The 26,041-nt window shown below is 61.4% G+C and carries 22 protein-coding genes; 13 read left to right on the forward strand and 9 right to left on the reverse strand.

The genetic code is table 11. The annotated features are described in order from the left end of the window. Positions 1-7: 7 nt before the first annotated feature. The 9 genes from gltB (at position 8) to SSPSH_RS16510 (ending at position 11,483) form a co-directional block, all read left to right on the forward strand. On the forward strand, positions 8-4,465 hold the full coding sequence (gene gltB, locus SSPSH_RS16470; protein ID WP_040608495.1) for a glutamate synthase large subunit: 4,458 nt from the start codon (positions 8-10) through the stop codon (positions 4,463-4,465). Between the two features lie 82 nt (positions 4,466-4,547). Next, positions 4,548-5,984: an FAD-dependent oxidoreductase gene (locus SSPSH_RS16475; protein ID WP_006913024.1), complete on the forward strand. Its 1,437-nt coding sequence runs from the start codon at positions 4,548-4,550 to the stop codon at positions 5,982-5,984. 60 nt (positions 5,985-6,044) lie between these two features. Then, a complete protein-coding gene (pyrF, locus tag SSPSH_RS16480) occupies positions 6,045-6,767 on the forward strand; it encodes an orotidine-5'-phosphate decarboxylase (RefSeq protein ID WP_006913025.1) in 723 nt (240 codons plus the stop codon). Positions 6,768-6,877: 110 nt separating this feature from the next. Then, positions 6,878-7,924, forward strand: a complete 1,047-nt coding sequence (gene hemE / locus SSPSH_RS16485; protein WP_006913026.1) for a uroporphyrinogen decarboxylase — start codon at positions 6,878-6,880, stop codon at positions 7,922-7,924. Positions 7,925-8,023: 99 nt separating this feature from the next. Continuing rightward, positions 8,024-8,959, forward strand: a complete 936-nt coding sequence (locus SSPSH_RS16490) for an acetyltransferase (protein ID WP_161627853.1) — start codon at positions 8,024-8,026, stop codon at positions 8,957-8,959. Further along, positions 8,956-9,708: an SDR family NAD(P)-dependent oxidoreductase gene (locus SSPSH_RS16495; RefSeq protein WP_006913028.1), complete on the forward strand. Its 753-nt coding sequence runs from the start codon at positions 8,956-8,958 to the stop codon at positions 9,706-9,708. Before SSPSH_RS16490 ends, SSPSH_RS16495 begins: the two co-directional genes overlap by 4 nt. A 2-nt stretch (positions 9,709-9,710) precedes the next feature. After that, positions 9,711-9,902 carry a hypothetical protein gene (locus SSPSH_RS16500; protein ID WP_006913029.1) on the forward strand — a complete coding sequence of 64 codons (192 nt, stop codon included), beginning with the start codon at positions 9,711-9,713 and terminating at the stop codon, positions 9,900-9,902. Between the two features lie 106 nt (positions 9,903-10,008). Beyond that, entirely contained in the window at positions 10,009-10,878 is an 870-nt protein-coding gene (locus tag SSPSH_RS16505; protein WP_006913030.1) for a cytochrome c oxidase assembly protein, read from the forward strand. Further along, on the forward strand, positions 10,875-11,483 hold the full coding sequence (locus SSPSH_RS16510) for an SCO family protein (RefSeq protein ID WP_006913031.1): 609 nt from the start codon (positions 10,875-10,877) through the stop codon (positions 11,481-11,483). The genes SSPSH_RS16505 and SSPSH_RS16510 overlap by 4 nt, the downstream gene beginning before the upstream one ends. A 7-nt stretch (positions 11,484-11,490) precedes the next feature. On the opposite strand, the gene SSPSH_RS16515 is transcribed toward SSPSH_RS16510, so the two are convergent. The 4 genes from SSPSH_RS16515 to SSPSH_RS16530 are packed head-to-tail and all read right to left on the reverse strand — an operon-like array spanning position 11,491 to position 16,110. Then, complete coding sequence (locus SSPSH_RS16515) at positions 11,491-12,846, reverse strand: MFS transporter (RefSeq protein WP_006913032.1); 1,356 nt, start codon at positions 12,844-12,846, stop codon at positions 11,491-11,493. Positions 12,847-12,853: 7 nt separating this feature from the next. Continuing rightward, entirely contained in the window at positions 12,854-14,089 is a 1,236-nt protein-coding gene (locus SSPSH_RS16520; protein ID WP_006913033.1) for an SAM-dependent methyltransferase, read from the reverse strand. Further along, on the reverse strand, positions 14,079-14,852 hold the full coding sequence (locus SSPSH_RS16525) for a DUF1365 domain-containing protein (RefSeq protein ID WP_006913034.1): 774 nt from the start codon (positions 14,850-14,852) through the stop codon (positions 14,079-14,081). Before SSPSH_RS16525 ends, SSPSH_RS16520 begins: the two co-directional genes overlap by 11 nt. Next, a complete protein-coding gene (locus tag SSPSH_RS16530) occupies positions 14,845-16,110 on the reverse strand; it encodes an NAD(P)/FAD-dependent oxidoreductase (RefSeq protein ID WP_006913035.1) in 1,266 nt (421 codons plus the stop codon). Before SSPSH_RS16530 ends, SSPSH_RS16525 begins: the two co-directional genes overlap by 8 nt. 270 nt (positions 16,111-16,380) lie before the next feature. Here SSPSH_RS16530 and SSPSH_RS16535 point away from each other — a divergent pair, with 270 nt between their 5' ends. Next, a complete protein-coding gene (locus SSPSH_RS16535) occupies positions 16,381-17,352 on the forward strand; it encodes a malate dehydrogenase (RefSeq protein WP_006913036.1) in 972 nt (323 codons plus the stop codon). A gap of 75 nt (positions 17,353-17,427) precedes the next feature. Here SSPSH_RS16535 and SSPSH_RS16540 read toward each other — a convergent pair whose 3' ends face one another. Next, positions 17,428-18,360: a glycosyltransferase family 2 protein gene (locus SSPSH_RS16540; protein ID WP_006913037.1), complete on the reverse strand. Its 933-nt coding sequence runs from the start codon at positions 18,358-18,360 to the stop codon at positions 17,428-17,430. Positions 18,361-18,369: 9 nt separating this feature from the next. After that, on the reverse strand, positions 18,370-19,113 hold the full coding sequence (locus SSPSH_RS16545) for a glycosyltransferase (RefSeq protein ID WP_006913038.1): 744 nt from the start codon (positions 19,111-19,113) through the stop codon (positions 18,370-18,372). A gap of 125 nt (positions 19,114-19,238) precedes the next feature. On the opposite strand from SSPSH_RS16545, the gene SSPSH_RS16550 reads away from it, so the two are divergent. Further along, complete coding sequence (locus tag SSPSH_RS16550; protein WP_006913039.1) at positions 19,239-20,546, forward strand: asparagine synthase-related protein; 1,308 nt, start codon at positions 19,239-19,241, stop codon at positions 20,544-20,546. Here the strand turns inward: SSPSH_RS16550 and SSPSH_RS16555 are convergent. The 3 genes from SSPSH_RS16555 to glpK all read right to left on the reverse strand — a co-directional run bounded on the left by SSPSH_RS16555 (position 20,540) and on the right by glpK (position 23,907). Continuing rightward, positions 20,540-21,298 (reverse strand): methyltransferase domain-containing protein, encoded by a 759-nt coding sequence (locus SSPSH_RS16555; RefSeq protein ID WP_006913040.1) that lies wholly within the window; start codon positions 21,296-21,298, stop codon positions 20,540-20,542. The two genes, SSPSH_RS16550 and SSPSH_RS16555, sit on opposite strands and share 7 nt — an antisense overlap. Before the next feature lie 12 nt (positions 21,299-21,310). After that, entirely contained in the window at positions 21,311-22,258 is a 948-nt protein-coding gene (locus tag SSPSH_RS16560) for a glycosyltransferase family 2 protein (protein WP_006913041.1), read from the reverse strand. Positions 22,259-22,425: 167 nt separating this feature from the next. Then, positions 22,426-23,907 carry a glycerol kinase GlpK gene (glpK, locus tag SSPSH_RS16565; RefSeq protein WP_006913042.1) on the reverse strand — a complete coding sequence of 494 codons (1,482 nt, stop codon included), beginning with the start codon at positions 23,905-23,907 and terminating at the stop codon, positions 22,426-22,428. Between the two features lie 157 nt (positions 23,908-24,064). Between glpK and SSPSH_RS16570 the strand changes: the two genes are divergently transcribed. After that, positions 24,065-25,084 carry an alpha/beta fold hydrolase gene (locus SSPSH_RS16570; protein ID WP_006913043.1) on the forward strand — a complete coding sequence of 340 codons (1,020 nt, stop codon included), beginning with the start codon at positions 24,065-24,067 and terminating at the stop codon, positions 25,082-25,084. Positions 25,085-25,088: 4 nt separating this feature from the next. Further along, complete coding sequence (locus tag SSPSH_RS16575) at positions 25,089-25,922, forward strand: DUF547 domain-containing protein (protein ID WP_006913044.1); 834 nt, start codon at positions 25,089-25,091, stop codon at positions 25,920-25,922. Positions 25,923-26,041: the final 119 nt, after the last annotated feature.

Consider the following 26,041-nt stretch of genomic DNA (forward strand, 5'->3'; position numbering starts at 1 on the left):
ACTTAAAATGCACCAGTTGAAAGGCGGACTCTATTCTCCCGAGTTCGAGAGAGATGCCTGCGGCTTCGGCCTGATCGCGAATATGGATAATCAGCCGAGTCATTGGCTGGTCGAGACGACCATTGGCGCGCTCGAACGTCTGACGCATCGTGGCGCAGTCGCGGCCGACGGCAAGACCGGCGATGGTTGCGGCATTTTGATGAAAAAGCCGGATGCCTTTCTGCGTTTGCTGGCCGACGAAGCAGGCATCGCACTGGCCGATCACTATGCCAGCGGTATCGTCTTCCTCAATCAGGATGCCGAACTGCGCGATGCGGCCAAGACCGAGTTTGCCCGCCAGCTAGAAGCTGAAGGCCTGACCGTTGCGGGCTGGCGCGAGGTGCCGATCGACGCCGAATCGGCCTGTGGCGATCAGGCGCTGGAAACGCTGCCCTACCTTGAGCAGCTGTTCGTGAACGCCCCGACGGACATGGACCACGCGCTGTTCGAATCCAAGCTCGTATTCTCGCGTCGGCGCACAGAAAACGCCCTGCCCGACGACGACATGTTCTATGTGCCGTCGCTGTCGGCGCATGTGCTGTCGTACAAGGGCATGGTCATGCCCAGCTATCTGCCGGTGTTCTACAAGGATCTGGCCGACGAGCGTCTGGAAACGTCGCTTTGCGTGTTCCATCAGCGCTTTTCCACCAACACGCTGCCGCAATGGCGCTTAGCACAGCCGTTCCGTTATCTGGCCCACAACGGCGAGATCAACACGGTCACGGGCAATCGCAACTGGTCCACCGCGCGCGCGAACAAGTTCGTCTCGGACAAGCTGCCTGATTTGGAATCGATCCTGCCGCTGGTATCGACCACCGGCTCGGACTCGCAAAGCCTCGACAACATGCTCGAGGTGCTGCTCGCGGGTGGCATGGACATCTTCTACGCTATGCGCCTGCTGATGCCGCCGGCCTGGCAGAACGTCGACTACATGTCGGCCGATCTGCGCGCCTTTTATGAATACAACTCCATGCATATGGAGCCATGGGACGGCCCTGCGGGCATCGTGCTCACCGACGGTCGCTATGCCGCCTGCTGTCTGGATCGCAACGGCTTGCGGCCGGCGCGCTATGTGATCACCAAGGATCGCCATATCACCCTGGCCTCCGAGATTGGCGTGTGGGATTACAACCCGGCCGATGTGGTCGCCAAGGGCCGCTTGAAGCCGGGCGACATGATCGCCGTGGATACCGAAAACGGCGAACTGATCAAGCCCCAGGAAATCGACAAGCGTCTGGCCAGCCGCGCGCCCTACAAGCAGTGGCTGAAAAAGAACGCACGCATGCTCGAATCGCGCCTGGCCGATACCCGCGACGAAGCCTGGATGGAGCGCGAGCAGGTCAAGGTCTACGAGAAACTTTTCCATGTATCGTTCGAAGAGCGCGATCAGGTGCTGCGTCCGCTCGCCGAGGCCGGCCAGGAAGCGACCGGGTCCATGGGCGACGACACACCGTTCCCGGTACTCTCGCGCGTGGACCGGGTGATCTACGATTATTTCCGCCAGAAGTTCGCGCAGGTGACCAACCCGCCGATCGACTCGCTGCGCGAGCGCATCGTCATGTCGCTGGAAACCTGCTTCGGGCGTGAGCGCAATGTTTTCGAAGAAAACGAAGAACGCGCCAAGCGTCTGGTGGTGGATTCGCCGGTGCTATCGACCGGCAAGTTCCGGCGCCTGCTCTCGATCGACGACGGCGACTATGCGCATACGATCATCGATCTGAACTATGACGCGGGTACGGCGCTCTCCGACGCGATCGCCACGATCTGCGATCAAGCCGTGGATGCAGTCAAGAACGGCAAGACGGTGCTCGTGCTCTCCGATCGCGACATCGAACAAGGCAAGCTGCCGATCCAGGCCCTGCTGGCCACGGGCGCGATCCATCATCGCCTCACACGCGAGAACCTGCGTTGTGACGCCAATCTGGTAGTGGATACCGCAAGCGCTCGCGATGCCCACCACTTCGCCTGTTTGATCGGCTACGGCGCGAGCGCGATTCATCCATATCTGGCTTATGAAAGCCTGAACGATCTGGTGCGCTGCGGACAGATCGACAGCCGCGATACGAACGAGCTCTGTGCGACCTATCGCAAGGGCATCAACAAGGGTCTGTACAAGATCATGTCCAAGATGGGCATTTCCACGGTCACCAGCTACCGCGGCGCCCAGCTGTTCGAGATCGTCGGCCTCGATCACGAAGTCACGCAAACCTGCTTCGAGGGCACGGTCAGCCGCGTGGCCGGCGCCGGCTTTGTCCATCTGCAGGCCGATATGGCGCGCTTGGCACAGAACGCCTGGAACCCGCGCGTGGCCATCAACCAGGGCGGGCTGCTCAAGTTCGTTCACGGGCAGGAATATCACTGCTACAACCCCGATGTGATCGCCACGCTGCATGACGCGGTCTCCACCGGCGATTACGACAAATACCGCGAGTACGCGCAGATCGTGCAGGGGCGCCCCGTGTCCGTGCTGCGCGATCTGTTCAAGCTGCGCGACGATATCGAGCCGATCTCCGTCGACGAGGTCGAGCCGATCGAGGACATCACCCCCCGCTTTGACTCGGCCGGCATGTCGCTCGGCGCGCTCTCGCCCGAGGCGCACGAATCGCTGGCACAGGGCATGAACCGCATGGGCGGTCGCTCGAACTCCGGCGAAGGCGGCGAAGACGCGGCCCGCTTCGGCACCGACAAGATGTCGAAGATCAAACAGGTCGCCTCGGGCCGGTTCGGCGTGACGCCGCATTATCTGGTCAACGCCGAAGTGCTGCAGATCAAGATCGCCCAGGGCGCCAAGCCCGGCGAAGGTGGCCAGCTGCCCGGTCACAAGGTCAACGAGATGATCGCCCGGCTGCGCTATTCCAAACCGGGCGTGGCACTGATTTCGCCGCCGCCGCATCACGATATCTATTCCATCGAGGATCTGGCGCAGCTGATCTTCGACCTCAAGCAGGTCAACCCGCAGGCGCTGGTATCGGTCAAGCTGGTGTCGGGCCCCGGTGTGGGCACGATCGCAGCCGGCGTGGCCAAGGCCTATGCCGATCTGATCACTATTTCCGGCTACGACGGCGGCACCGGTGCGAGCCCGCTTACATCAGTGCGCTATGCCGGTACGCCCTGGGAGCTCGGGCTGTCCGAAACACAGCAGACACTGCGCGCCAACGACTTGCGTGAGAAGGTCCGGGTACAGACCGATGGCGGCCTCAAGACCGGGCTCGACGTGATCAAGGCCGCGATTCTGGGCGCCGAATCCTTCGGTTTCGGTACCGGCCCGATGGTCGCGCTTGGCTGCAAGTACCTGCGCGTATGCCACCTCAACAACTGTGCGACGGGTGTCGCCACCCAGAACGAAGTTCTGCGCGAGCGTCATTACATCGGCATTCCCGAGATGGTGCAGAACTTCTTCGGCTTCATCGCGCAGGACACGCGCGAGCTGATGGCGCAAATCGGCGTACGCTCGCTCGGCGACCTGATCGGGCGTACCGACCTGCTCGAAATCCTGCCGGGTGAAACCGCGAAGCAGCAGGGGCTCGATCTGGCGCCGATCCTGTCCAAAGGCGGTCTGGCCGACGATATTCCGACCCAGTGTCTGGATCCGCACAACGAACCCTTCGACAAGGGCGAGCTGGCGGAACAGATGGTGGCCGATGCGCTGGACGCGATCGAAAACAAGACCGGTGGCACGTTCGAATACGACGTGCATAACAACAACCGCTCGCTCGGCGCGCGCTTGTCCGGTGAAATCGCACGTCGCCACGGCAATCTGGATATGGAAGACGCGCCGATAACGCTCAAGCTCACCGGCACGGCCGGCCAGAGCTTCGGTGTGTTCAACGCCGGTGGCCTGCATATGTATCTCGAAGGCGATGCCAACGACTACGTCGGCAAAGGCATGGCCGGCGGTCGACTGGTCATTCGTCCCTCCCCGGATGCCGGGTTCGTCGCTCGTGAGGCCGCGATCATCGGCAACACCTGTCTGTACGGTGCCACCGGCGGTTCGCTCTATGCGGCCGGCATGGGCGGCGAGCGCTTCGGCGTGCGCAATTCCGGCGCGACGGCGGTCGTGGAAGGCATCGGCGATCACGGCTGCGAATACATGACCGGCGGCTGCGTGGTCGTGCTCGGCCATACCGGCGTCAATTTCGGCGCCGGCATGACCGGCGGTCTGGCCTACGTACTGGATGAAAAGCGCGAGTTCGTCGACCGCTATAATCACGAGCTGATCGATATTCATCGACTGGTTTCCGAGAACATGGAAGCCCATCGTCACTATCTGCGTGAGATGATCGAGGCCCATGTGGCCGAGACCGGCAGTGCCTGGGGCGCCGAAATCCTGGAGGATTTCCGCGATTACATCGGTCAGTTCTGGCTGGTCAAGCCCAAGGCCGAAAGCGTGGAAACGATTCTGGATACGCTCAATCGCGCGGCCTGATCATGCCGCAGGAATGAAGTCAGGCCGCGCCTGCCGTACCCGGTGGGCGCGGCGCGGGCTGCGTAACGACTAAAGGTTAGCAATGGCAAAGAATCATTTGCAGTTTCTCGACATGCCGCGCCAGGACCCGAAAAAGGTCGAGGTGCCGGTACGCATTCACGAATTCGCCGAAATCTACGGCCAGTTCGATAAGGAAACGGCAGCCCAGCAGTCGGGGCGCTGTATTTCCTGTGGCAACCCGTACTGCGAATGGAAATGCCCGGTCCACAACTACATTCCGAACTGGTTGAAGCTCGTCAACGAAGGCAACCTGTTCGAGGCCGCCGAGCTGTCGCACGCAACCAACACGCTGCCGGAGATCTGTGGCCGTATCTGTCCGCAGGACCGGCTGTGTGAAGGCGCCTGCACCATGAACGATGGCTTTGGCGCCATCACCATCGGTTCGGTCGAGAAATACATTACGGACGAGGCCTTCAAGCAGGGCTGGCGCCCCGATGTCTCCAATGTGGTATGGACCGACAAGAAAGTCGCCGTCATCGGCGCCGGCCCGGCGGGCCTGGGCGCAGCCGATATCCTTGTACGCAGCGGCGTGAAAGCGGTCGTATTCGACAAGTATCCGCGTATCGGCGGCTTGCTGACCTTCGGTATTCCCCCATTCAAGCTCGAAAAAGACGTTGTCGAAACCCGCCGTGAAGTCATGGAAGGCATGGGCGTGGAATTCCGCCTGGGCTGCGAGATCGGCAAAGACGTGCAGATCGAAGACCTGATGGAAGAATACGATGCCGTGTTCCTTGGCATGGGCACCTACACCTATATGAAGGGCGGCTTCCCGGGCGAGGATCTTGAGGGGGTGCACGAAGCGCTGCCCTTCCTTGTGGCCAATATCAACCGCGAGCTCGGTCTGGAAAAGAACCCGCGCGACTTCATCGACATGCGCGGCGAGCGTGTGGTCGTGCTCGGTGGTGGCGATACCGCCATGGACTGCAACCGTACCTCGATCCGTCAGGGCGCCAAAAAAGTCGTCTGCGCTTATCGTCGTGACGAAGAGAACATGCCGGGCTCCGCGCGCGAGTTCCAGAACGCGCGCGAGGAAGGCGTGGAGTTCATGTTCAATCGTCAGCCGGTCGAGATCGTCGGCGATACCAAGGTCGAAGGCATCAAGGTTGTCACCACCAAGCTGGGCGCACCGGACGAACGCGGCCGCCGCCGCCCCGAGCCGGTACCGGGCACCGAAGAAGTCATCGAAGCCGATCGTGTGATCATCGCCTTCGGTTTCCGCCCCAATCCACAGGAATGGTTCGATAGCCATAGTGTGGATATCGATGACGGCGGCCGCGTCATCGCCCCCGAAAAGGGCCGCTTCAAGTACCAGACAACCAACCCCCGGATTTTTGCCGGCGGTGACATGGTGCGCGGCTCGGATCTGGTCGTCACCGCCGTATTCGAAGGCCGTGAGGCCGCCAAGGGCATTCTCGACTATCTGCAGGTTGGCGCCGGCGAATCCGGCAACGCCGCCTGATCGACCCTATCGGCGCGCCGATTCACTCGGCGCGCCGCGCATTTTGACCGGAGCACGCCCGTGGGACCGATTCCCGACGCCGACCGTCTGATCTTCGCGCTTGACGTACCGGACGCCGAAGCGGCGCGATCGCTTGTCGAAACACTCGGCGACGCCGTGAGCTTCTACAAGGTGGGCCTCGAACTGGCCATGGCGCCCGGCTATTTCGAACTGGTCGACTGGCTCAAGGCGCGCGGCAAGAAAGTGTTCGTTGATGTGAAACTGTTCGACGTCCCGGCCACGGTCGCAGCGGCGGTCAAGCGCCTGTGCGCTCGCGATATCGACTTCATTACCGTGCACGGTAACCAGCAGGTCATGGAAGCAGCAGCCGAGGCACGCAGCGGTGACTCGCGCATCCTCGCGGTGACCGCGCTGACCAGCCTCGACCAGGGCGATCTCGACGATATGGGCTTTGCCTGCGATATCGAGTCACTCGTGCTTTCGCGCGCAAAGCGTGCGCTCGAGGCCGGCTGCGACGGCGTGATTTCGTCCGGCATGGAAGTCGCCAATCTGCGCGCCCATGCGCCCGAGAAGCTGATCGCGGTCACGCCGGGCATTCGCCCCGTCGCCAACGACGAGCGCGTGCCCGACGATCAAAAACGTGTGATGACGCCGACCGCCGCGATCGCCGCAGGCGCGGACTATCTGGTGGTCGGCCGGCCGATTCGCAATGCCGATAATCCGCGCGACGCCGCACTCACCATCCAGCGTGAGCTGAGCGAAGCGATCGCTTCCCGCCCGTAACTCGACCGGACCCGAGCTCGTGCGCGGTATGCCCCGCCCGGCCAAGCCGTTAAACTGCCCGCCGTCCCATTCTTCTCGCGACAGACTGTCGCGTGCGTTGCGAGTGCTTTATGTCTCACGATCGTCTGTTGCGTGCGCTCAAGCGCGAACCCGTTGATGCCACACCGGTCTGGCTCATGCGCCAGGCTGGACGCTACCTGCCGGAATACCGAAAGCTGCGCGAACAGGCCGGTAGTTTTCTCGACCTGTGCCAGAATCCGGAACTCGCCTGCGAAGTCACGCTGCAGCCGTTACGGCGCTTCCCGCTAGACGGTGCGATCCTGTTCTCCGATATCCTCACCATTCCGGAAGCCATGGGTCTAGGCCTGCATTTCGTGGCCGGTGAAGGCCCGCATTTCCATCACCCGGTGCGCACGCCGGACGAAATCGCCAAACTGCGCGTGCCGAATATCGAAGAAAGCCTCGGCTATGTTCCGGCCGCCGTACGGCTGATTCGCCGCGAACTTGACGGCAAGACGCCGTTGATCGGCTTCGCCGGCAGTCCCTGGACTCTCGCCACCTATATGGTCGAAGGCGGCCCCTCGAAGAACTACCAGCATATCAAGGCGTTGATGTACAACGCGCCGGATGCGATGCATCAGTTGCTCGACATCCTGGCGCGCTCGGTCGCGGCTTATCTCAACGCCCAGATCGCGGCCGGCGCCCAGGCCGTGCAGATCTTCGATACCTGGGGCGGCGTGCTCACGCCGGCGGCCTATCGCGAGTTTTCGTTGGCCTATATGCAGCGTATCGTCGAACAGCTCGACGACGCGCCGGACGGCACGAAGGTGCCCGTGATCCTGTTCACCAAGGGCGGCGGCCCCTGGCTCGAAGCCATGGCCGCCACCGGTTGCGATGCGCTCGGTCTGGACTGGACGATCAATATCGACGAAGCCCGCGAACGCGTGGGTGACAAGGTCGCACTACAAGGCAATCTCGACCCGGCCATGCTCTATGCCAAACCCGAGATCATTCGTGACAACGTCGCCGATGTGCTCAAGCGCTTCGGCAACCACCCGGGCCATGTGTTCAACCTCGGCCACGGCGTCACACCCCAGGTAAACCCGGACCATGTCGCCGCGCTGGTCGACGCCGTGCACGAACTTTCCGCCCGCTGAGCCGGAAATATGCCGGCGGCACGCTCGCCGGCTTGGCCTTGTCATCGGCAACCGTTACATTGCCCACATCTTTTCTCCATAGCTATGTACGACGCCTGTATGAAGCGTGCGCTAGAAAACATTCGTGGTGCGGTTGCCGTTGCGGGCATGGTGCTGGTCACGCTGATCGGCTTCATTCCGCTGCTACCCACCAGTCTGGTCAAACTGCTGGCGCCCTGGCCGGCCGTCAAAAAGCCGGCAACCCATGCCGTGTTGTGGGTCGCGCGATGGTGGGCGCGCGGAATCAACGCCTGTATTCTGGGCATGGGCCAGACCCGCGTCAGCTACGACCAGCAAGTGCCGGACGACCCGCACGGGCGCTACGTGATCATTTCGAATCACCAGTGCTGGGCCGACGTCATGCTGCTTTGCCACGTTGTCGAGCCGCAGTTGCCCTTCCCGCGTTATTTCATCAAGGAGCAGCTACGCTGGCTGCCGGTCGTCGGCATGGCCTGCTGGGCGCTGGATTTTCCGTTCATGAAGCGCCATAGCCGGGCTGAGATCGAAAAGAACCCGGCACTGCGCACCCGCGACATGGAAACCGTACGCCGCTCTTGCGAAACGTTTCGCGACTGGCCGGTCACCATCGTCAACTACGCCGAAGGCACGCGCTCTAACGCGACCAAACGGCGTGCGGCGAACTCACCCTATAAGGCGCTGCTGCCACCCAAGGCCGGCGGCACCGCGTTCACGCTCAACGCCATGCACGACGTGCTCGATGGCGTGCTCGACATGACCGTCGCCTACGTGAACACACCGGAACCGAAATTCTGGGACATGCTCTGCGGACGTATCGACGAAGTCGTGATCCGCGTGCGCCGTCTCGACGTGCCGAGCGACCTGCTCGAAGGCGACTACATGGGCGACGCCGATTACCGCAACCGCTTCAAACGCTGGCTTGAGCAGCGCTGGGCCGAGAAGGACGTCGAAGTCGCCGCACTTCAGGATCCGCGCAGCTCGGCCACGCGCTTTGCCCATGTGGATAGCACCTCATGAATAGCGCCGGTGTTATCTGGATTACCGGCGCAAGTTCCGGCATCGGCGCGGCCCTTGCACGTGAAATGGCCGCGCACGGCTGGCAGATCGCGGCCAGCGGTCGTAATCGCGAACGCCTGGACGCGCTCTGCGCCGACGCGCCTGAGGCCATTCATGCGTTCGAACTCGATGTCACCGACACGAAAGCCAACGAACGTGTGGTCGCCGAGATCCAACAGCAGCTCGGACCGATCGATATCGCCGTATTCAACGCGGGCGTCGGCAGCCAATTCAACGCGACGCATTTCGATGCCGCCGACGTGCAGGACCGAATGACGGTGAACTATGGCGGCGCGGTCAACGGCATCGGCGCCGTATTGCCGGCCATGCTCGAACACGGCAAGGGGCAGATCGCAATGACGGCGAGCGTAGCCGGCTTTCGCGGCCTGCCCGGCGGCGCGCCCTATTCGGCGTCAAAGGCTGCAATGATCGCGCTCGCCGAAGGTCTCAAGCTCGATCTGGAGGGCCAGGGCATCGACGTGAGCGTGATCACGCCGGGATTCGTGCGTACCCCGATGACCGACAAGAACCGCTTTCCCATGCCGTTCATGATCGATGTCGAAGATGCCGCACGACGCATCCGCCGCGGGTTGGCTGGAAAGCGCTTCGAGATCACGTTTCCCCGGCGTTTGTCCTATACGGTTAAGCTGTTACAGCGCCTGCCCTATGCGCTGTATTTCCCCATTATTCGCCGTATCGCGAGGCTCTAATCATGAACACAGCCGTCTGGATCGTGATTGTCATCGCCGTGCTCGTGGCCGCGTTCGGCATTCTCAACTGGGTGCGCCGCCAGATCGCGGCCAGCCGCGAAGACCTCAAACATGTAGATCGCAGCAAACTGCGCGATCTCGACAAGGACGCCTGGGCCGAGGAAGAACGCGACAAGGACGACTGGAAGAGCTGACCGGCGCGTTCATCCGGTACCGCCACGCTACGCGTAGACTCTTTCATCGGCGCCAAGCCCGCGGTCATACCGCGGCGCTCGTGTTCTCACTGACTTAAAGCATCGTATGACCGACGAGATCATCCGCTGGCTCACGCCCTGGGAGCCCCAGCCTGTATTGATCGCGGTCTTCGCCATCGTAGCGGTGTGCTATGTCCGCGGGCTGGCGCGGCGGCGGCGCCTGCGCGATACCGCCCCGGCGATCGCTTTCGGCCTGGGGTTAATCAGCATGTATGTCGTCATGCAGACCCATGTCGATTATTACGCGCAGTACATGTTTTTCATTCATCGCGCGCAGCATCTTATTCTGCACCATCTCGGCCCCTTCCTAATCGCATTGTCGATGCCTACGGCCGTACTCGCCGCCGGCGCGCCTGCCTGGCTCAACCGCGGTGTACGCGGGCTGGGCACATTGGCGCCGGTCATGGCCAGCTACCGGTTCGTCCAGCATCCGGTCATCAGCGCCTTGTTGTTTGTCGGCCTCATCTATTTCTGGCTCACGCCCTCGATTCATTTCACCGCCATGCTTTCGGCGCGCGACTACTGGTTGATGAATCTGTCGATGGCGGTCGATGGCTTGCTGTTCTGGTGGTTCATGCTCGATCCGCGCGCGCCGGGTACAACGCGGACCACCTATTCAACCGGGCTGCGCATAATCGTGCTCTGGGCAGTGATGCCGCCGCAGATCGCCCTCGGTGCTTACATCGCACTGGCGCCGGATACCGTCTACGACGTGTATGCCGTATGCGGGCGCGCCTTCCCTATTTCGCCGATCGTCGATCAGCAACTCGGCGGCCTGATTACGTGGATACCAGCCGCGATGATGAGTGTCGTCGCAACGCTTATCCTGCTGCGTTTCGGATTCGTCCACGAACGCAGCAAACCCCAATCCTCCGACCGAACGACCGCCACGCCGGCCAAGGAACCCCTGACATGACGCTGCGCAAGATTCTTCCCCGTGTGCTTCTAGCTGCTGTTTGGGGCGTGGCGATCACATTGAGCGGTTGCTCTGGCGGCCCCGAGTACACGGCCCATGACATCACTGGCGTCATGCCCGATCTCGAATTCAATCTCACCAACGAACAGGGCGAGGCTGTCACCGCCGACGATTACGATGGCCGCCTTAAACTGCTGTTTTTCGGCTATACCAACTGCCCGGATATCTGCCCGGCGACGATGGCGCGTATTCGTGCCGCGCTGGGCGGCCTGGATGCCGAGACACGCAAGGATATCGACGTGCTGTTTCTCAGCGTCGACCCCCAACGCGATACGCCCGAACGCTTGCAACGTTTCACTTCGAGCTTTGGTGATGGCGTGGTCGGCCTGACCGGCAATCAGGACCAGCTCAAGGCGCTGACCAAGCGTTACCGCGTGACGTACGGCTACGGCGAACCCAACGACAACGGTTTCTATCTCGTCTCGCACAGTAGCGCGATCTTCGTATACGGGCCAGATAATCGATCCCGTTTGCTGATCAATCAACAGGAAAGCGTGGACGAAATCACCGCAGACCTGAAAACGCTGCTCGCGCAGCTCGACTGATTCGTCTTCAAGCGTTATAGGCGGCCGAAACCGCCTGCGGCCGCTCGTCCCGGCCAATACGCGCCTGCAACTCCGCATGCCGGCGGCGATCGAGCGGGAAGCCCCACATCATGGCGACCACACCGAGCTTGATGACCACCGGCAGCAGCCCGTACAGCACGGCCAGCGTCCACAGGGCGGCCGGGGCGTTATCTTGTCCCGCATCAAAGCCCGCCAGCCAGAGCACCGGGTAGGCGATACCGAGCGCAATCGCGAATGCGAGCTTGGTGGCCATCCCCCAGAGTCCGAAATACAGGCCTGCTCGGCCGTCGCCGCCGGCGGCTGTATCCTCGTCGATCACATCGGCCTGTATCGACGCTGCGATCGCCTGATCGACGCCCAGACAGGTGCCGCCTAGCACGCAGATCAGACCATAGCCGATGTAATTACCCTCGCCGAGAGTGAGCGTGAAAATGAACACGAAGCTCACCCACAACATGGACGCGCACCACAGCCGGTGCTTGCTCCAGTTGCGTCCAATCCTGAGCCATAGCGGTAACCCGAGCACGGCGGAAAGAAAATAGATCGCCAGAAAGATGCCGCCAGTGATTTCGCTGCCACCCAGGATCGCGGTCACGAAAAACAGGAACAGGGCTGCCGGCAAGCCATTCGCCGCGCCGTTGAGCAGATAGGCGATCAACAGCCGGGTGAACGGTTTGTTCGATTTGAGCAGGTCGAAGCTTTCACGCCAGCGAATCTTCGATGCGTTCGCACCCTCCGGCTCGCGCACCCGCCATAGGAACAACCCCGCCGCGATCGGCAAGGCCACTACGAGAAATACGGCAATAGCGGCGAGGCCAGCCGCCGCGCCGCCGACAAAGCGCTGGGCCAGCGCCGGCAACATGATCGCAACCAGCGTACCGAGCACAAAGAACCCTTCGCGCCAGGCGGTAATACGCGAACGCTCGTCGTAGTCGGCCGACATCTCGGCGCCTAGCGTCGTATAGGGCAGATAGATCAACGTCCAGCCCAGATAGGCCAGCATGCTCCAGATCAGCAGATAGGCGGCGCCGGCGTTATCCGGCGGCACGAACAGAAACCAGGCAGCGAGCATCAATACCGGCGTGCCAGCGGCAATCCACGGCCGGCGCCGCCCGAAGCGGGTCTGCAGCCGATCCGACGCGCTGCCAATCAATGGATCGGTGACCACGTCGAACAGGCGCGCCGCAAAGATCAACACACCGACCAGCCCGGTATTCAAACCCGGCATCTGCGAATAGAACGGCGGCAGATAGACCGTGAGCGGCAGCCCGAGCGCGGCCAGCGGCAGGCCCAGCAGCCCATAGGCCGCGAGGCGATCCATGCCGGTGCGTCGACTACTCATAAGCGCCTCAGTCGCGTTGCAGCGCGATCTGCATGAGATCGATATTGCCGGAGGTGAAGCCGGCCGCGCAGTAAGCCAGGTAGTAGCGCCACATCCGGTAGAAGGAACTGCCGCGTGCGGTGATGATCGACTCCGATGCCGCGCGCACCGACGCATCCCAGCGCATGAGCGTGCGCGCATAGTCGGCGCCGTAGAAGTCGGTTACGCGTGCATGCAGGCCCTGGGCCTCGGCCTGGGCCTGAAACACACTCGGCGAGGCGAGCATGCCGCCCGGGAAGATGTATTCCTGAATGAAATCCACGTTCGCGCGGTAATAGTCGAAGCGCGAGTCGTCGATGGTGATCGCCTGGATCGCGGCGCGTCCACCGGGTTTGAGCGCATCGTGAATCGCGGCGAAATACGTCGGCCAGTACGCCTCGCCCACCGCTTCATACATTTCGATCGAAACCACATGATCGTAGCGCGTGCTCACATCGCGGTAATCGCGCAGCTCGAAAGACACACGATCGGACAGCCCCGCCGCCTCGGCGCGCTCTTGCGCAAATCGCAGTTGCTCGGTGGATAGCGTCAGGCCGGTGACGTAACAGTCTGCGTGCGTCGCGGCATAGCGGGCGAACCCGCCCCAGCCGCAGCCGATTTCGAGAATATGATCGCCCGGCTGAACGTCCAGGCGTTCGAGCAGGCGGGCGTACTTGCGCTGTTGTGCCTCGACGAGCGGTTCGTCCTCGTGCGCGAAAATCGCGCTCGAGTAGGTCCAGGTCTCGTCCAGCCACTGCGCATAGAAATCATTGCCCAGGTCGTAGTGGTAGGCGATATTGCGCCGCGAACCCCGTTTGGAATTGCGCCGCAGCCGGTGCCGAATCGCACTCATCCACGTGTAGAGATGCTGCAGGCGCGAAAAATCCGGCTCGAGCGCGTCTTCGTTGAGATGCAGCAGGTAAATGAGCGTGGCGAGATTGTCCGCATCCCATTCGCCGGCCATATAACCCTCGGCAAAGCCCACGGAACCGGCCTTGAACAAGCGCGTGACCATCGCCGCCGAGTGCATGTACAGGCACGCCGCGGGCCCTTCGCGATCACCCTCGAAGATGGCGGTCGAACCATTCGGCAGGCGGACTTCCAGCCGCCCGGTATGCAGGCGATCGAGCCGCTTGATGACCTGGCGCTCACGCCAGTTGCTTGGGTCACCGCTCTGGATGGTGGCCCGCTTGTCGGATCGCCTGGTCGGCGTTTCAGGAGACATTCTCGCGTTTCTGCTCGGGTTTACGATGGAAAACGGCGCCGCGCAGCCACAGCTTGAACGCCTGCCAATGAATTGCGACGACAACCTTGATCGTCATGAACGGTACGTTGCAGACCGCTTTCAGGATGTTGGCCGTGGTGAGCACCTGGCGTTCGCCGGTGAGCGTGGTGGTGATACGCAGACGCTCGCCGTCGTCTTCGAACAGACGAATGCCCATCCCCAGACGCGCGCCCGGTTCGGCGAAATGAAAACGATACCCGCCGCTGCGATCGAAAAACGGCGACACGTGGAACGCCTTGGCCTTGTGCTGGGCGGCGCGCCAGCTCATGGGCGCGCCATGCTCGTGCAGCACGTAGAAATGATGCTCGCCGAAGGTGTTGTGAACCTCGACCACGATCGCACGCAGCGACTCGTCGGCATGCTCGCAATAGAAAACGCTGATCGGGTGAAAGCCGTAGCCAAATACACGCGGCATGCTCAGTAGCTGCACGCGCCCGCCGGCCAGATCGATCGCGTAATCGGCCAACAGTGCCTCGAGCCAGGTACGCAGACTAACGCTGGCATCGTGCGCGCCATGCTCGGCATCGTAGAACGACAGCACGTTGAAACGATTGCGCGATAACAGCGGCGATGCCGCGCAGGCGCGATCGACCGCATCGATATCGAGCAGCAGATAGAAACTGCGATAGTTGAAGCGATAGCGCGGCGGGCCCGGGCGCCGGTGCATCACGCGACAACGATAGAGCACGCCAGCGCTAGCCATCGCGCCCGCTCCAGGGCACATCGACGTCCAGGCCACGGGCCACGCGCACCGCCGAGGCCAAGCCGTCTTCATGAAAGCCGTAACCGCACCAGGCACCACAGAACCAAGCGCGATCGGCGCCCTGAATCTCATCCAACCGGCCCTGGGCCGCGATGGCTTCGCCGTCGAACACCGGATGGTCATACTCGATTTCGCGAATGACGTGGCGCGCTTTGGGTTCGACACGCGGATTCAGGCTCACCACATACTGGCGCTCGCCGGCGATGGACTGCAGCCGGTTCATCCAGTAGCTCACGGTCACGCGCTGGTTATCGACGCCGTCGCGATCAGCAAGATAATTCCAGGCCGCCCACACGCGGCGCCGGCGTGGCAGCAGCGCGATATCGCTATGGAGAATCGCGCGGTTGGATTGGAACCGAAATGCCGAAAGCACGGACGATTCGAGCGCGCTGGCATCGTCAAGCATAGCCCGGGTCTGATCCGCGTGGCAGGCGAAAACAACCTGGTCGAAGGTTTCCGTCTTGCCGCTGGCGAGCGTGACATGCGCGCCGTTTTCATCGCGGCGAACACGCGCGACCGGCGTCGCCAGGCGCAACCGGCCGCCTAGTCGCTTGGCAATCGCCTGCACATAACGCTGACTGCCGCCGACGATCGTTTTCCACTGCGGGCGGTTCGATAATTCGAGCAGGCCGTGGTTGTCGAAAAAGCGTAGAAACGCGCCCACCGGAAACGCGCGCATATCCGCCGTCGGCGTCGACCAGATCGCGGCGGCCATGGGCAACAGATAGCGCGCGGCAAAGGCATCACTATAATTATAGCGATCGAGAAACTCGCCTAGCGAAATGGCCGGCAAGGCGTCCGTTTCGATCAGCTGCTTGGCCTGCCGGTTGAAGCGCAGGATATCGCCGATCATTCGCCAATGTCGCTGGTCGAACAAGCGACTTTTCTGCGCAAACAGCGTGCGCCAGCTATCGCCCGCCCATTCGATTGCGCCGTCGCCGATCGATACCGCAAACGACATGTCGCTGGCACGCGTTTCAACGTCCAGCTCGGCTAATAATGACTCGAAAAACGGGTAGTTACGATCGTTAAGAACAATGAAGCCCGTATCTACCGGCTGCTCACCTGCCATCACCGTATTGGCATGACCGCCCGCCCGGTTGGCGGCTTCGAACACCGTGATCTCGGCCTTGCCATCGAGTAGCCATGCCGTACCCAGTCCGGCAATGCCACTGCCCACGATAGCGATTCGCTGCATGTCGTCCTTTTTTTCAAGCGAAAGGGTCAAGTCGAACCGTTGGATACGGCCCGCGATCGGCTACGGATGCGATCGGTTTTTACCCGTTTTGGTGTTTCGGCTATGCTCTGCGACCGACTTTTGAAACGGCGCGAACGCAAGCGGTCGCCATCGTATGATCGCCCGTAGTTTAGCGAAATGGGGCATCGCGGCCGCGACTGGCTGCCGCTCGAAGAAATTCGGGCTATCGTTCGCGTTTGTCTTCAACCCTTCATTTACAAGGAGCGCACCATGAAAGAACCCGTACGCGTAGCCATTACCGGCGGCGCCGGCCAGATCAGCTATTCGCTCATCTTCCGTATTGCCGCTGGCGACATGCTCGGCCCGGATCAGCCGGTCATCCTGCAGCTGCTCGAAATCCCGCCGGCCATGGATGCGCTCAACGGCGTGATGATGGAAGTCAACGACTGCGCCTTCCCGCTGGTCAAGGACATCATCGGCACCGATAAACCCGAAGAAGCCTTCAAGGACGCCGATATCTGTCTGCTCGTGGGCGCCAAGCCGCGCGGCAAAGGCATGGAACGCGCCGACCTGCTCAAGGCCAACGCCGACATCTTCTCGGTTCAGGGCAAGGCCATCAACGATCACGCCTCGCGTGACGTCAAGGTGCTCGTGGTCGGCAACCCGGCCAACACCAACGCCCTGATCGCGGCCAGCAATGCGCCCGATCTCGACAAGGGCCAGTTCACCGCCATGATGCGCCTGGACCACAACCGCGCCCTGTCGCAGCTGGCCCAGAAGACCGGCACCCAGGTCACCGATATCGACAAGATGATCGTCTGGGGGAACCACAGCGCGACCCAGTATCCGGATATCAGCCAGGCCACCGTCAACGGCAAGCCCGCCCTGGATCTGGTCGATCGCGACTGGTACGAAAACGACTTCATTCCCACTGTGCAGAAGCGCGGCGCGGCGATCATCGAAGCCCGCGGTGCCTCCAGTGCCGCCTCGGCCGCATCGGCCGCCATCGACCATATCCACGACTGGGTGAATGGTTCGAAAGGCATCGTGTCGATGGGCATCCCGGCCGACGGCAGCTACGGCGTCGAAGAAGGCATCATGTTTTCCTATCCGGTGACCTGCAAGAACGGCCAGTACGAAATCGTCCAGGATCTCGAGATCGACGAATTCAGCCGCGATCGCATGAAGCAGACCGAAGACGAGCTGCGCAGCGAGCGTGAAGCGGTTTCCGAACTGCTGTAAGTCGCGCTCATGGCTGGCGTGTGAATACGCGCCTCGCGATCTGAAAAGCCGCGTCCAGCATGGACGCGGCTTTTTTCATGCCTGGGCCCTGCGCCGCATCTGGTCGAGATAGCCGCGCCGATAGTGATACTTCATACCGATCTCGTAGCGCTTGAGCGGCGCCGCATTCGCACTCAGACGATAGCGTAGCCATTGCTTGGCCAGCCGTATCCACAGCGCCAGCGACGCCCCGGCCAGCTGTACGCCGCCGGTCCGCGGGTACAGATAGGCATTCTTGCGGCCACGCCGGTAGGCGCCCTGGAAGAGCACCGGCAGCGTCAGTTGATCGGTATGCACATAATGGGTAATCGCGGCGTCAGGGACATAGACACAACGGTGGCCCTGGGCCATCAGCGCCTTGTTCAGATCGGTATCCCCGCCCTTGATGTAGTCCGGCGTGCCATCGGGCCCCACGTTTTCGTCGAAGCGCCGCTCCCCTAGCGCGCTGCGGCGTATCGTCATGTTCGCGCCGAGCGCAGGCACGTCGGTCGGGCCCTCCTGCTCGCGCGGTCGATAATGACCACAGTGACGTTCGATAATCGCCTGCCCGTCCTTGCCTTCCAGCCAGACCGGCACATCGCCTATAAGACGCGCTACCACCGGGCCGCAAAACAGCTCCGCATCGGGCCAGCCCCGAGCAGCACGCCACAAGCTGGACAGCCAGTATGCATCGATGCCCACATCGTCGTCGGTAAATGTCAGCAAGGTCCCGCGGACGTGCTCGAGTGCATAATTCTGTGCGCGACACTTGCCGGGTTTGTCGTAGCGCAACACCACGAGTGGCAACTCGGCGGCGGCACTTTCCAGAACCTGCGCGGTTGCGTCGGTACTGGCGTTGTCGACCACGATCAATTCCCAGTCGAACGCGATATCGCGCTGATCGGCGAGCGCCGACAGGGTCACGGCCAGCTTCTCGGCCCGATTACGCGTCGTGATCACGACACTGATGGCGACCTCTTTCACGGCCATGCCATGGCCTCAACGATGCGCGCGACGTTCGCGCCGGGCACGACGCCGGCGGCGCAACTCGGCTCTGATCCGCTGGATGAAAGATTCCCCCACGTCGGAAACGTGGTGGCCACGGCCTACATCTCTTGCCGCCCCCTCTTCCAGGGTCACACCATAAAAACCTAGTTCATGGTACGCATAATTGATTTCGAGCTCGTGTCCGACATCGTTGAATGGTTTGATCCGCTCGTAATCGGCCAGACGGCGCAAGCTTGGGTTAAACGTGAAGCCGTACCATGTGTGGTTGCGCGAAGTCTTGGGCAATACGCGCCGATACATCACGTTATCGTCGGTATAACGTATCCGCTCTTCGAACTTATGCCGGTTACCTTCCCAGAGGTTGCGTAGCCAGACGTTGATCGCACCCGGATCGTGTTTGAGTACCGATAACGAATCCTCCATGAAACCGGACCGGAAAAATTCGTAATCGTCTTCACAGTGAAAGATATAAGGCGTATCGACCTCGGCATAAGCGCGATCCACGCTGCGTATCTGGCCCAGCCGCGGCTCGTTGAACAACACCGTATCGAACAGATCGCCGAAGCGGCGCTCGATGAAATCGAGCATGTCGCGATCACCGGAATCCTCGATCAGGATATAGCGGGCGATGGGATACGTGTTGTGTGCCACGAAACTGTCGATCGTTCGCGCCAGCAACTCGGGCCGACCGCAGCTGGTGATGACAAACGTAATGCCGTCTCGGGTCAAGGTCATAGATTCGTTCTCGAATGTCATTCGTGGCAGCACAGGGCTGGACGTAAGTCCGGACATACCTGCCATACGCTCTGCGCCTTATACGGCCTGCGTATAATCACAGAAAACTCCTTGCCTGTTCCAGCATGAACCGCGATACACCGATCGACCGACAAGCCCTGGCTGAAACACTGCACTACGGGGTACCCATCAATCGACCCGTGCCGACCCAGGGCCTGCCCTTCGAGGTCGATACCCTGAAGGCGGCCAGACAGCGCCGGCGTCAGCCCGAACCCTCTCAGGACAAGCTGCTCGCGCAGGGCGCCGACCTCTGGAACCATATCTGCCGAAAAGCCGCGAATCGCGCCACACGCCCGTTGTTACTACCCCTGAGCGCCGGTCTGGACTCGCGCGCCGTGCTCGGCGGTCTGCGTGCCTGCGGCGCGCCTGCCAAAACCGTCACCTACGGTGTGCCGGGCGCCTTCGATTACGAAATTGCACCCCGTATCGCAGCTCATGCAGGTGTTGCCAACGAACGAATCGACCTGACACAAATACAGATCTCGCGAGCCGCACTGCTTGATGTTGCCAAGGGTGAGCCATCGCCATCGTTGGTTATCGACATGTTTTTCAATGCGCAGATCGCGTGGCGTTACGGACAGGAGTTCACCTACATCAACGGCTTCTGTGGCGACGCCTTATCGGGCAAGCACCTCGACAAGGGAGCCAGCAGCAACTGGCAACAAGCCCGGGAATCGTTCGTGGCGTGGCATCAGGCAAGCCGTACCATCAAGCTCACCGATAAGGATATGGTGCCGATCGATGCGCTGCCGAGCGCGCCATTCGTCGATATGGACCTGATGGGCCCGCTCGAGCAGCTGGATCACGCGATTCGCCAACAACGCCTGGTCCGCCCGGTCGTCTGCCCGGCCGGCTACGAAGTGCTCAGTCCCTTTCTGGACCCCGAATGGTGCGCCTTCATCCTCGGCCTACCGGACGCACTACGCCGCGATCAGCGCTTTTTCATCGCCCTGTTCCAGTACAGCTATCCCGAGCTTTTCGCACTACCGACCACCGCGAGCGGCGGTCTGCCGTTGGGCGCGAGCGACGCTGAAATCCGTCGCTATCGAAAGAAGCTGCGGCGGCAACGTCGACTACGGTCACGCCTGAGTCATATCCTTCCGAACATTCATGTGCCGCCAGCCGATCGCCGCTGGCAATATCTAGATTTCCGAAACGAACTTCGCCGAGACAGTACTGTGGCCGCTTTATTCGATGAAAGCATGGCTCGGCTCGACGATAGTGGGGCCATACCCTGGATCGACGCGCAGGGAATATTACGTCGACATCGTGAGGAAAAGACCGACCATTTCAAGGCACTGAACGTGCTGTTCAACCTCGAACTGCTGCTCGAGGCTCGGCCCGACCTGTTCGAGCCCTCGTCGCCTCAGTAGCCGCGAATACGCGACCTGATCGCACGCCGAAACAGCTTCCACGAACCGCCCAGGGTCTGATCCTTGTCGATCTGGGCTCGCAGGCGCTGGGTGATGGACGAGAACGCGATCGGGTGCACCATCGAGAACGGTTTCAATACGTGCGGCGGTGCTTCCAGACTCAGTTCATCCAGACGTGATCTTGCGACCAAAAGTATCGCGTTCTGTCGATACCATTCCGCGATCTCGTCGTCTTGCCAGATATGGGGCCGTATCACGTCCAGCCCCACATAATCGTGCGTCGCGAAACGTTCCAGCCAGTACTCGATCCATTGCTCGTTGATATGGTGGCGCCCGCCCTGGCCCGGAATGGCGGCCGAGAACAGAATGCAATCGGATAGCCCGCTGAGCGATTCGACAAACGTATTCGCGGCGGAATCCGGCAGGTGTTCGGCGACCTCCAAAGATAGCGCCAGGTCATATCGTTTCGCCGGCGGCGTGATCGGCGTGGTCAGATCATGATGCGAAAAACAGTCCGTCGGTATCTCGAGGTGCTGGGTATCGACCCATTCACCTTCGAAACCGTGAATATCCGAAATACCGCGCCGCTGAATTTCCGCCAGCCATGTTCCAACACCGCAACCAACATCGACGGCGGATTCCACGGGCGGCAGCACCGCGAGCGCGAGCTCGAGGATACGACTGGCAGCGGTCGCGGTACGCGCGTGACGATCTTGGTAGAAGGTTTCGGAATATACGGCTTCGGATGGCATGGAATCGGTATCTCAATCGTGATCGTTGTGAGTGCGCCCAGCCTGGCGGGCACGTAGCTCGTCAATCTGGCCCAACCGGAACTGGTACGTAATGCCCCGCTCGATGCACGCCCGCTCTTGTACGCACTGCAAACGCCGGCATAGTTGATAGCGTAGCCCGGAACGCAGCGTGGCCAACCACAGTTTGAGCGGTGCGCCGCGCCAGTACAGCTTCGGCGTTTTCTTCGAACTGGGCAGATAAACCTGGCCACGGCCCTTCTTGTAGGCTCGTGAAAGCAACCAGTCGGCGTTCGTCTGATCGGTACGCACCACATGGACCACCCGTGCCTGGGGCACGTAAATATAACGATGACCGCGTGCGGCCAACCGACGCAGAAAGTCGCCCTCGCCGCCCATGGCATAGCTGCCGGTTTGCGGCCCGAGCTGTTCATTGAAACGCATACCCTGAAACGCTGCCCTGCGCACCGCAAAGCTCGGGCCATAGGGATGCCGACCAACCGGCCCTTCCTGGTCGGCCGGTTGGTAACGTGCAAAGGCCGTAGTGGCAAACTCGAAATCGGGCGAGGTCATCCAGGCCGGGGTATCGTCAGGAAAGCTGGGCTCGATACGCGCGCCGAAGATGTCATCGTCCGGCCAGCGCTGTGCCGCCTCGATATAGGCGCGCACACAGTCGGGCTCGGGCAGTACGTCGTCGTCGGTAAAGATGACGAGGTCGCCCGAAAGCCGATCCATGGCCACGTTGCGCGCCCGATTCTGGCCGACACCGTCGGCATGCAGATAGGTGATCGGCAAGTCCCGAGGCGCCCGTTCGATTACCTCGGCGGTTGCATCCGTACTGCCGTTGTCCACGATCAGCAGTTCCCAGTCCAGCCCCTGCGTATCAAGCGTCCGGTAGCATTCGAGCGTGCGCTCGAGCTGGGCGGCGCGATTGCGCGTGGCGAAAAGAATGGATACATCCATGGCTGGCTTTCTGGCTCGTTCTATCGTCAGTAAGGCATCCAACCGACCATTCGATCAGCCGGGCCGCGGCGCGCGCACGTGATGGCGAGCAGCGTATCGGATGCACCTATTATCGGCGCGTAAGGCCCACGCTGCCAGGCCGCGCTCGTGTGGCAGCGATCCGGCGATTATCCACGCACCCGCGCAACGGCCTCGCACCAGCCTTCGTACAGCGCGTCCACCTCGGAAGCGCTCTTGTCGACAGCGAAATGGCGTTCGGCACGCCACAGCTTCGCAATCGCGTCGAGCGAATCGTACAGACCAACCTGCAACCCCGCCATATAGGCGGCGCCGAGCGCCGTTGTCTCAATCACTTCGGGGCGGTCGACCGGAGTTTGCAGTATATCGGCCAGACAGCTGCATACGAGGTCGTTCGCCACCATGCCGCCATCGACGCGTAGCTCGCGCGGCGGTTCGGCGTCGTCGCCGATCGCATGAATCAGATCACGGGTCTGATAGCAGGTCGATTCCAGGGCGGCACGCACGATCTGTTCGATGCCGGTATCGCGCGTGAGGCCCAGAATCGCGCCTCTTGCTTCCGGGTCCCAATACGGTGCACCCAGGCCGGTGAACGCCGGCACCAGATAGACACCGCCGGTATGGTCGACCGAAGACGCCAGCGCCTGTGTCTGTTCGGCTTTTTCGAACATGTGCAGCGCGTCCCGTAGCCACTGGATCGCGGCGCCCGCGACGAAGATCGAACCCTCCAGTGCGTAGGTCGTTCGACCATTGATTCGATAAGCCACGGTGGTCAGCAGACGGTGCCGTGAAGCCACGGCTTCTTCGCCGACATTGAGCATGAGAAAGCAGCCCGTACCGTAGGTCGATTTCGCCATGCCCGGCTCGAAACAAGCCTGGCCTACAAGTGCAGCCTGTTGATCGCCCACCATCGCCGCGATCGGTATCTCCGCGCCGAGCAGGTCTTTCTTGATCACGCCGAAATCGCTGGCGGTATCGCGCACTTCCGGCAATAGCGCCCGCGGGATATCGAAGAATGTAAGCAGTTCTTCGTCCCAGGCCTGTTCACGGATATTGAACAACAGCGTGCGCGAGGCGTTCGTGGCATCGGTGGCATGCACTGCGCCGCCGGTAAGATGCCACAACAACCAGCTGTCGATATTGCCGAAAGCCAGTTCGCCGGCCTCGGCACGTTTTCGCGCGCCGTCGACGTTATCGAGCAGCCACGCAATCTTGGTGGCAGAGAAGTACGGGTCGAACAACAAGCCGGTCTTGTCCTGCAGCCAGCTTTCCGTGCGTTCGTCGGCCAATTCACGACAACGCTCCGCCGTGCGGCGATCCTGCCAGACGATCGCCCGGGCAATCGGCTCACCGGTCGAACGATCCCAGATCACCGTCGTTTCGCGCTGGTTGGTGATACCGCAAGCGTATATCTCGTCAGCCTCGAGTCCTGCGTCGTCGATTGCCTCGCGGCAAACCTCGATCACGTCGGCGATGATGTCGTTCGCGTCGTGTTCGACCCACGCTTCCTGCGGAAAATATTGCTGGAACTCGCGCTGGGCTCGCCCCCGAATATGGCCTTCGCTATCGAACACGATAGCGCGACTGCTGGTCGTGCCCTGATCGATAGCAAGCAGATGACGACGGCTCATGAGCAATCACTCTTTGTGGAGGTCATATACGGTTCCCGTTCACAGGCCAGACGATAAAATACGCACTACAATCCAGCATCGACGTGTGTGCCGCGCGTCGTGCGCCAGCAGCAGAAAATTCAAGCGGTAGGTGTTACTGGATCGTCCGCTTCATCCTATGGAAGGATGCAGCTTCCGTGCTGCACGCTATAAAGGTCAACCGTTGACGTACGAATCACAGCAGGTCAGCACAGATAGTGGCACGCGCCTAGTCGCCTACCGCTGGCCTGCTCACGGCGAAACACTTGCCTGCCTCGTTATTGTGCACGGCATGGGCGAGCACGCCAGGCGCTATGTGCGCCTGGCCGAACACTTGGCAGCGGCCGGCATCGAAGTTCACGCCTTTGATCTGCGTGGCCATGGCGCAACTACGCGCTCCAGCGATCATGGCGATCTCGGCGAGCGTTGCAGTTGGCAGACACTCGTCGACGATGTGCAACGCGTACGTCAGCGCGCAGCCGGCCATACCGACGGTGCACCGATATTCCTGTTTGGTCACAGTCTCGGCTCATTCATCACCCTGACCGTGCTCGAACAGCATGGCTCCATGTACGCGGGCGCGATTCTAAGCGGTACCGATCACCCAAGCGCGCTGCGATGTCGAGCAGCGGCACTGCTGGCGCGTATCGAGTGCGCGCGCATTGGGCCGGGCGGGGCCAGCAACACGCTGCAGCGACTCGTGATTGGCGCTTATGATCGACGCCTGGCTCGCTATTACGGGCCGGTTCGCGAAAACGCCTGGCTGTCCAGCGACGATACAGCCGTGGATGCTTACAACGCCGATCCGGATTGCGGCTTTGCGCTGCGCGCCGGCGCGTGGCATACGCTACTGCGTGGTATCGCCGGTACCAGTAGCGCGCACAGGCAGCGGCGCCTGCCCATGGACTTACCGCTGTTGATCGTTGCCGGCCGGGACGACCCGATGGGCAATTTCGGCCGCGGCCCACAACGCGTGGCGCGCGCGCTCGACTGCGATGGCCAACGCGACCTCGAACTTCGACTCTACGACGGCCAGCGCCACGAGTTGCTGCACGATATCCACGCGGATACCGTGATCGCCGATATTCGTCGTTGGCTCGAAACGCGCGCACTCAAAGCGGCACACACAGCGGCGCCCTTCCCCCTTCACAAGGAGTAAACCGATGCGCGGTTTCGTCACGGCGTTGATCGCCCTATTTCTCGTAAGTACGGCCGCAATGGCCGCGCCGGCTGCCGATTTATGGCCGCGCTGGCAAGCGCATGACGAAGACTCGACCGCGACGATCGATCATGCCGCGTACGACGCTTTTTTACGTAACTACGTGGTCGAGCACGAACACGCGCCCAATGGCGTACGCTACGACGCGGTGAGTGATGCAGACCACGCCAAGCTGAAAAGCTATATTCAGGCGATGCAGAAAGTCGACATCGACGACTACAACCGCGATGTCCAGCGCGCTTACTGGATCAACCTCTACAATGCACTCACGCTGGATCTGGTACTCGACGCCTACCCGGTCGACTCCATACGCGATATCGGCGGCGGGCTATTTTCGTCGGGGCCGTGGAAGAAAAGATACTTACGGGTGGACGGCGAAAAACTCAGCCTCAACGATATCGAACACCGTATCCTGCGACCCATCTGGCGCGACGGCTTGACCCATTACGGCGTCAACTGCGCATCGCTCAGCTGCCCGGATCTGAGTGCAAAAGCCTATACCGGCGATAACGTTTATACCCTGCTACGGGAAAACGCGCGCGACTACGTCAACAGCACGGACGGCTTAGCCTTCAACGAAGACGACGACCTGGTCGTGTCCAAAATCTACGAGTGGTACGGCAAGGATTTCGGCGACAGCGATCGGGCGATCATCAGCCATCTGCGCCGCTTCGCCGACCCCATGCTGTCGGTCCGCCTCGACATGCGCAGCAGTATCGAAGACTACGGCTACGACTGGTCGCTCAACGACGAGGCGGCGATTGATACCAAAGAATAGCGCTCATTTGCACATGCGGGCCAACCGCCGTTCCGCAGGCGATCGAACGGCGCGACCGGCCCCTGACCTATTACTCTCGTCTTTGCGAACAGTGCACTAGCTGTGATCTTTCAGTAGGT

The organism is Salinisphaera shabanensis E1L3A (assembly GCF_000215955.2).
In the GTDB taxonomy this organism is placed as follows: Bacteria; Pseudomonadota; Gammaproteobacteria; order Nevskiales; family Salinisphaeraceae; genus Salinisphaera; species Salinisphaera shabanensis.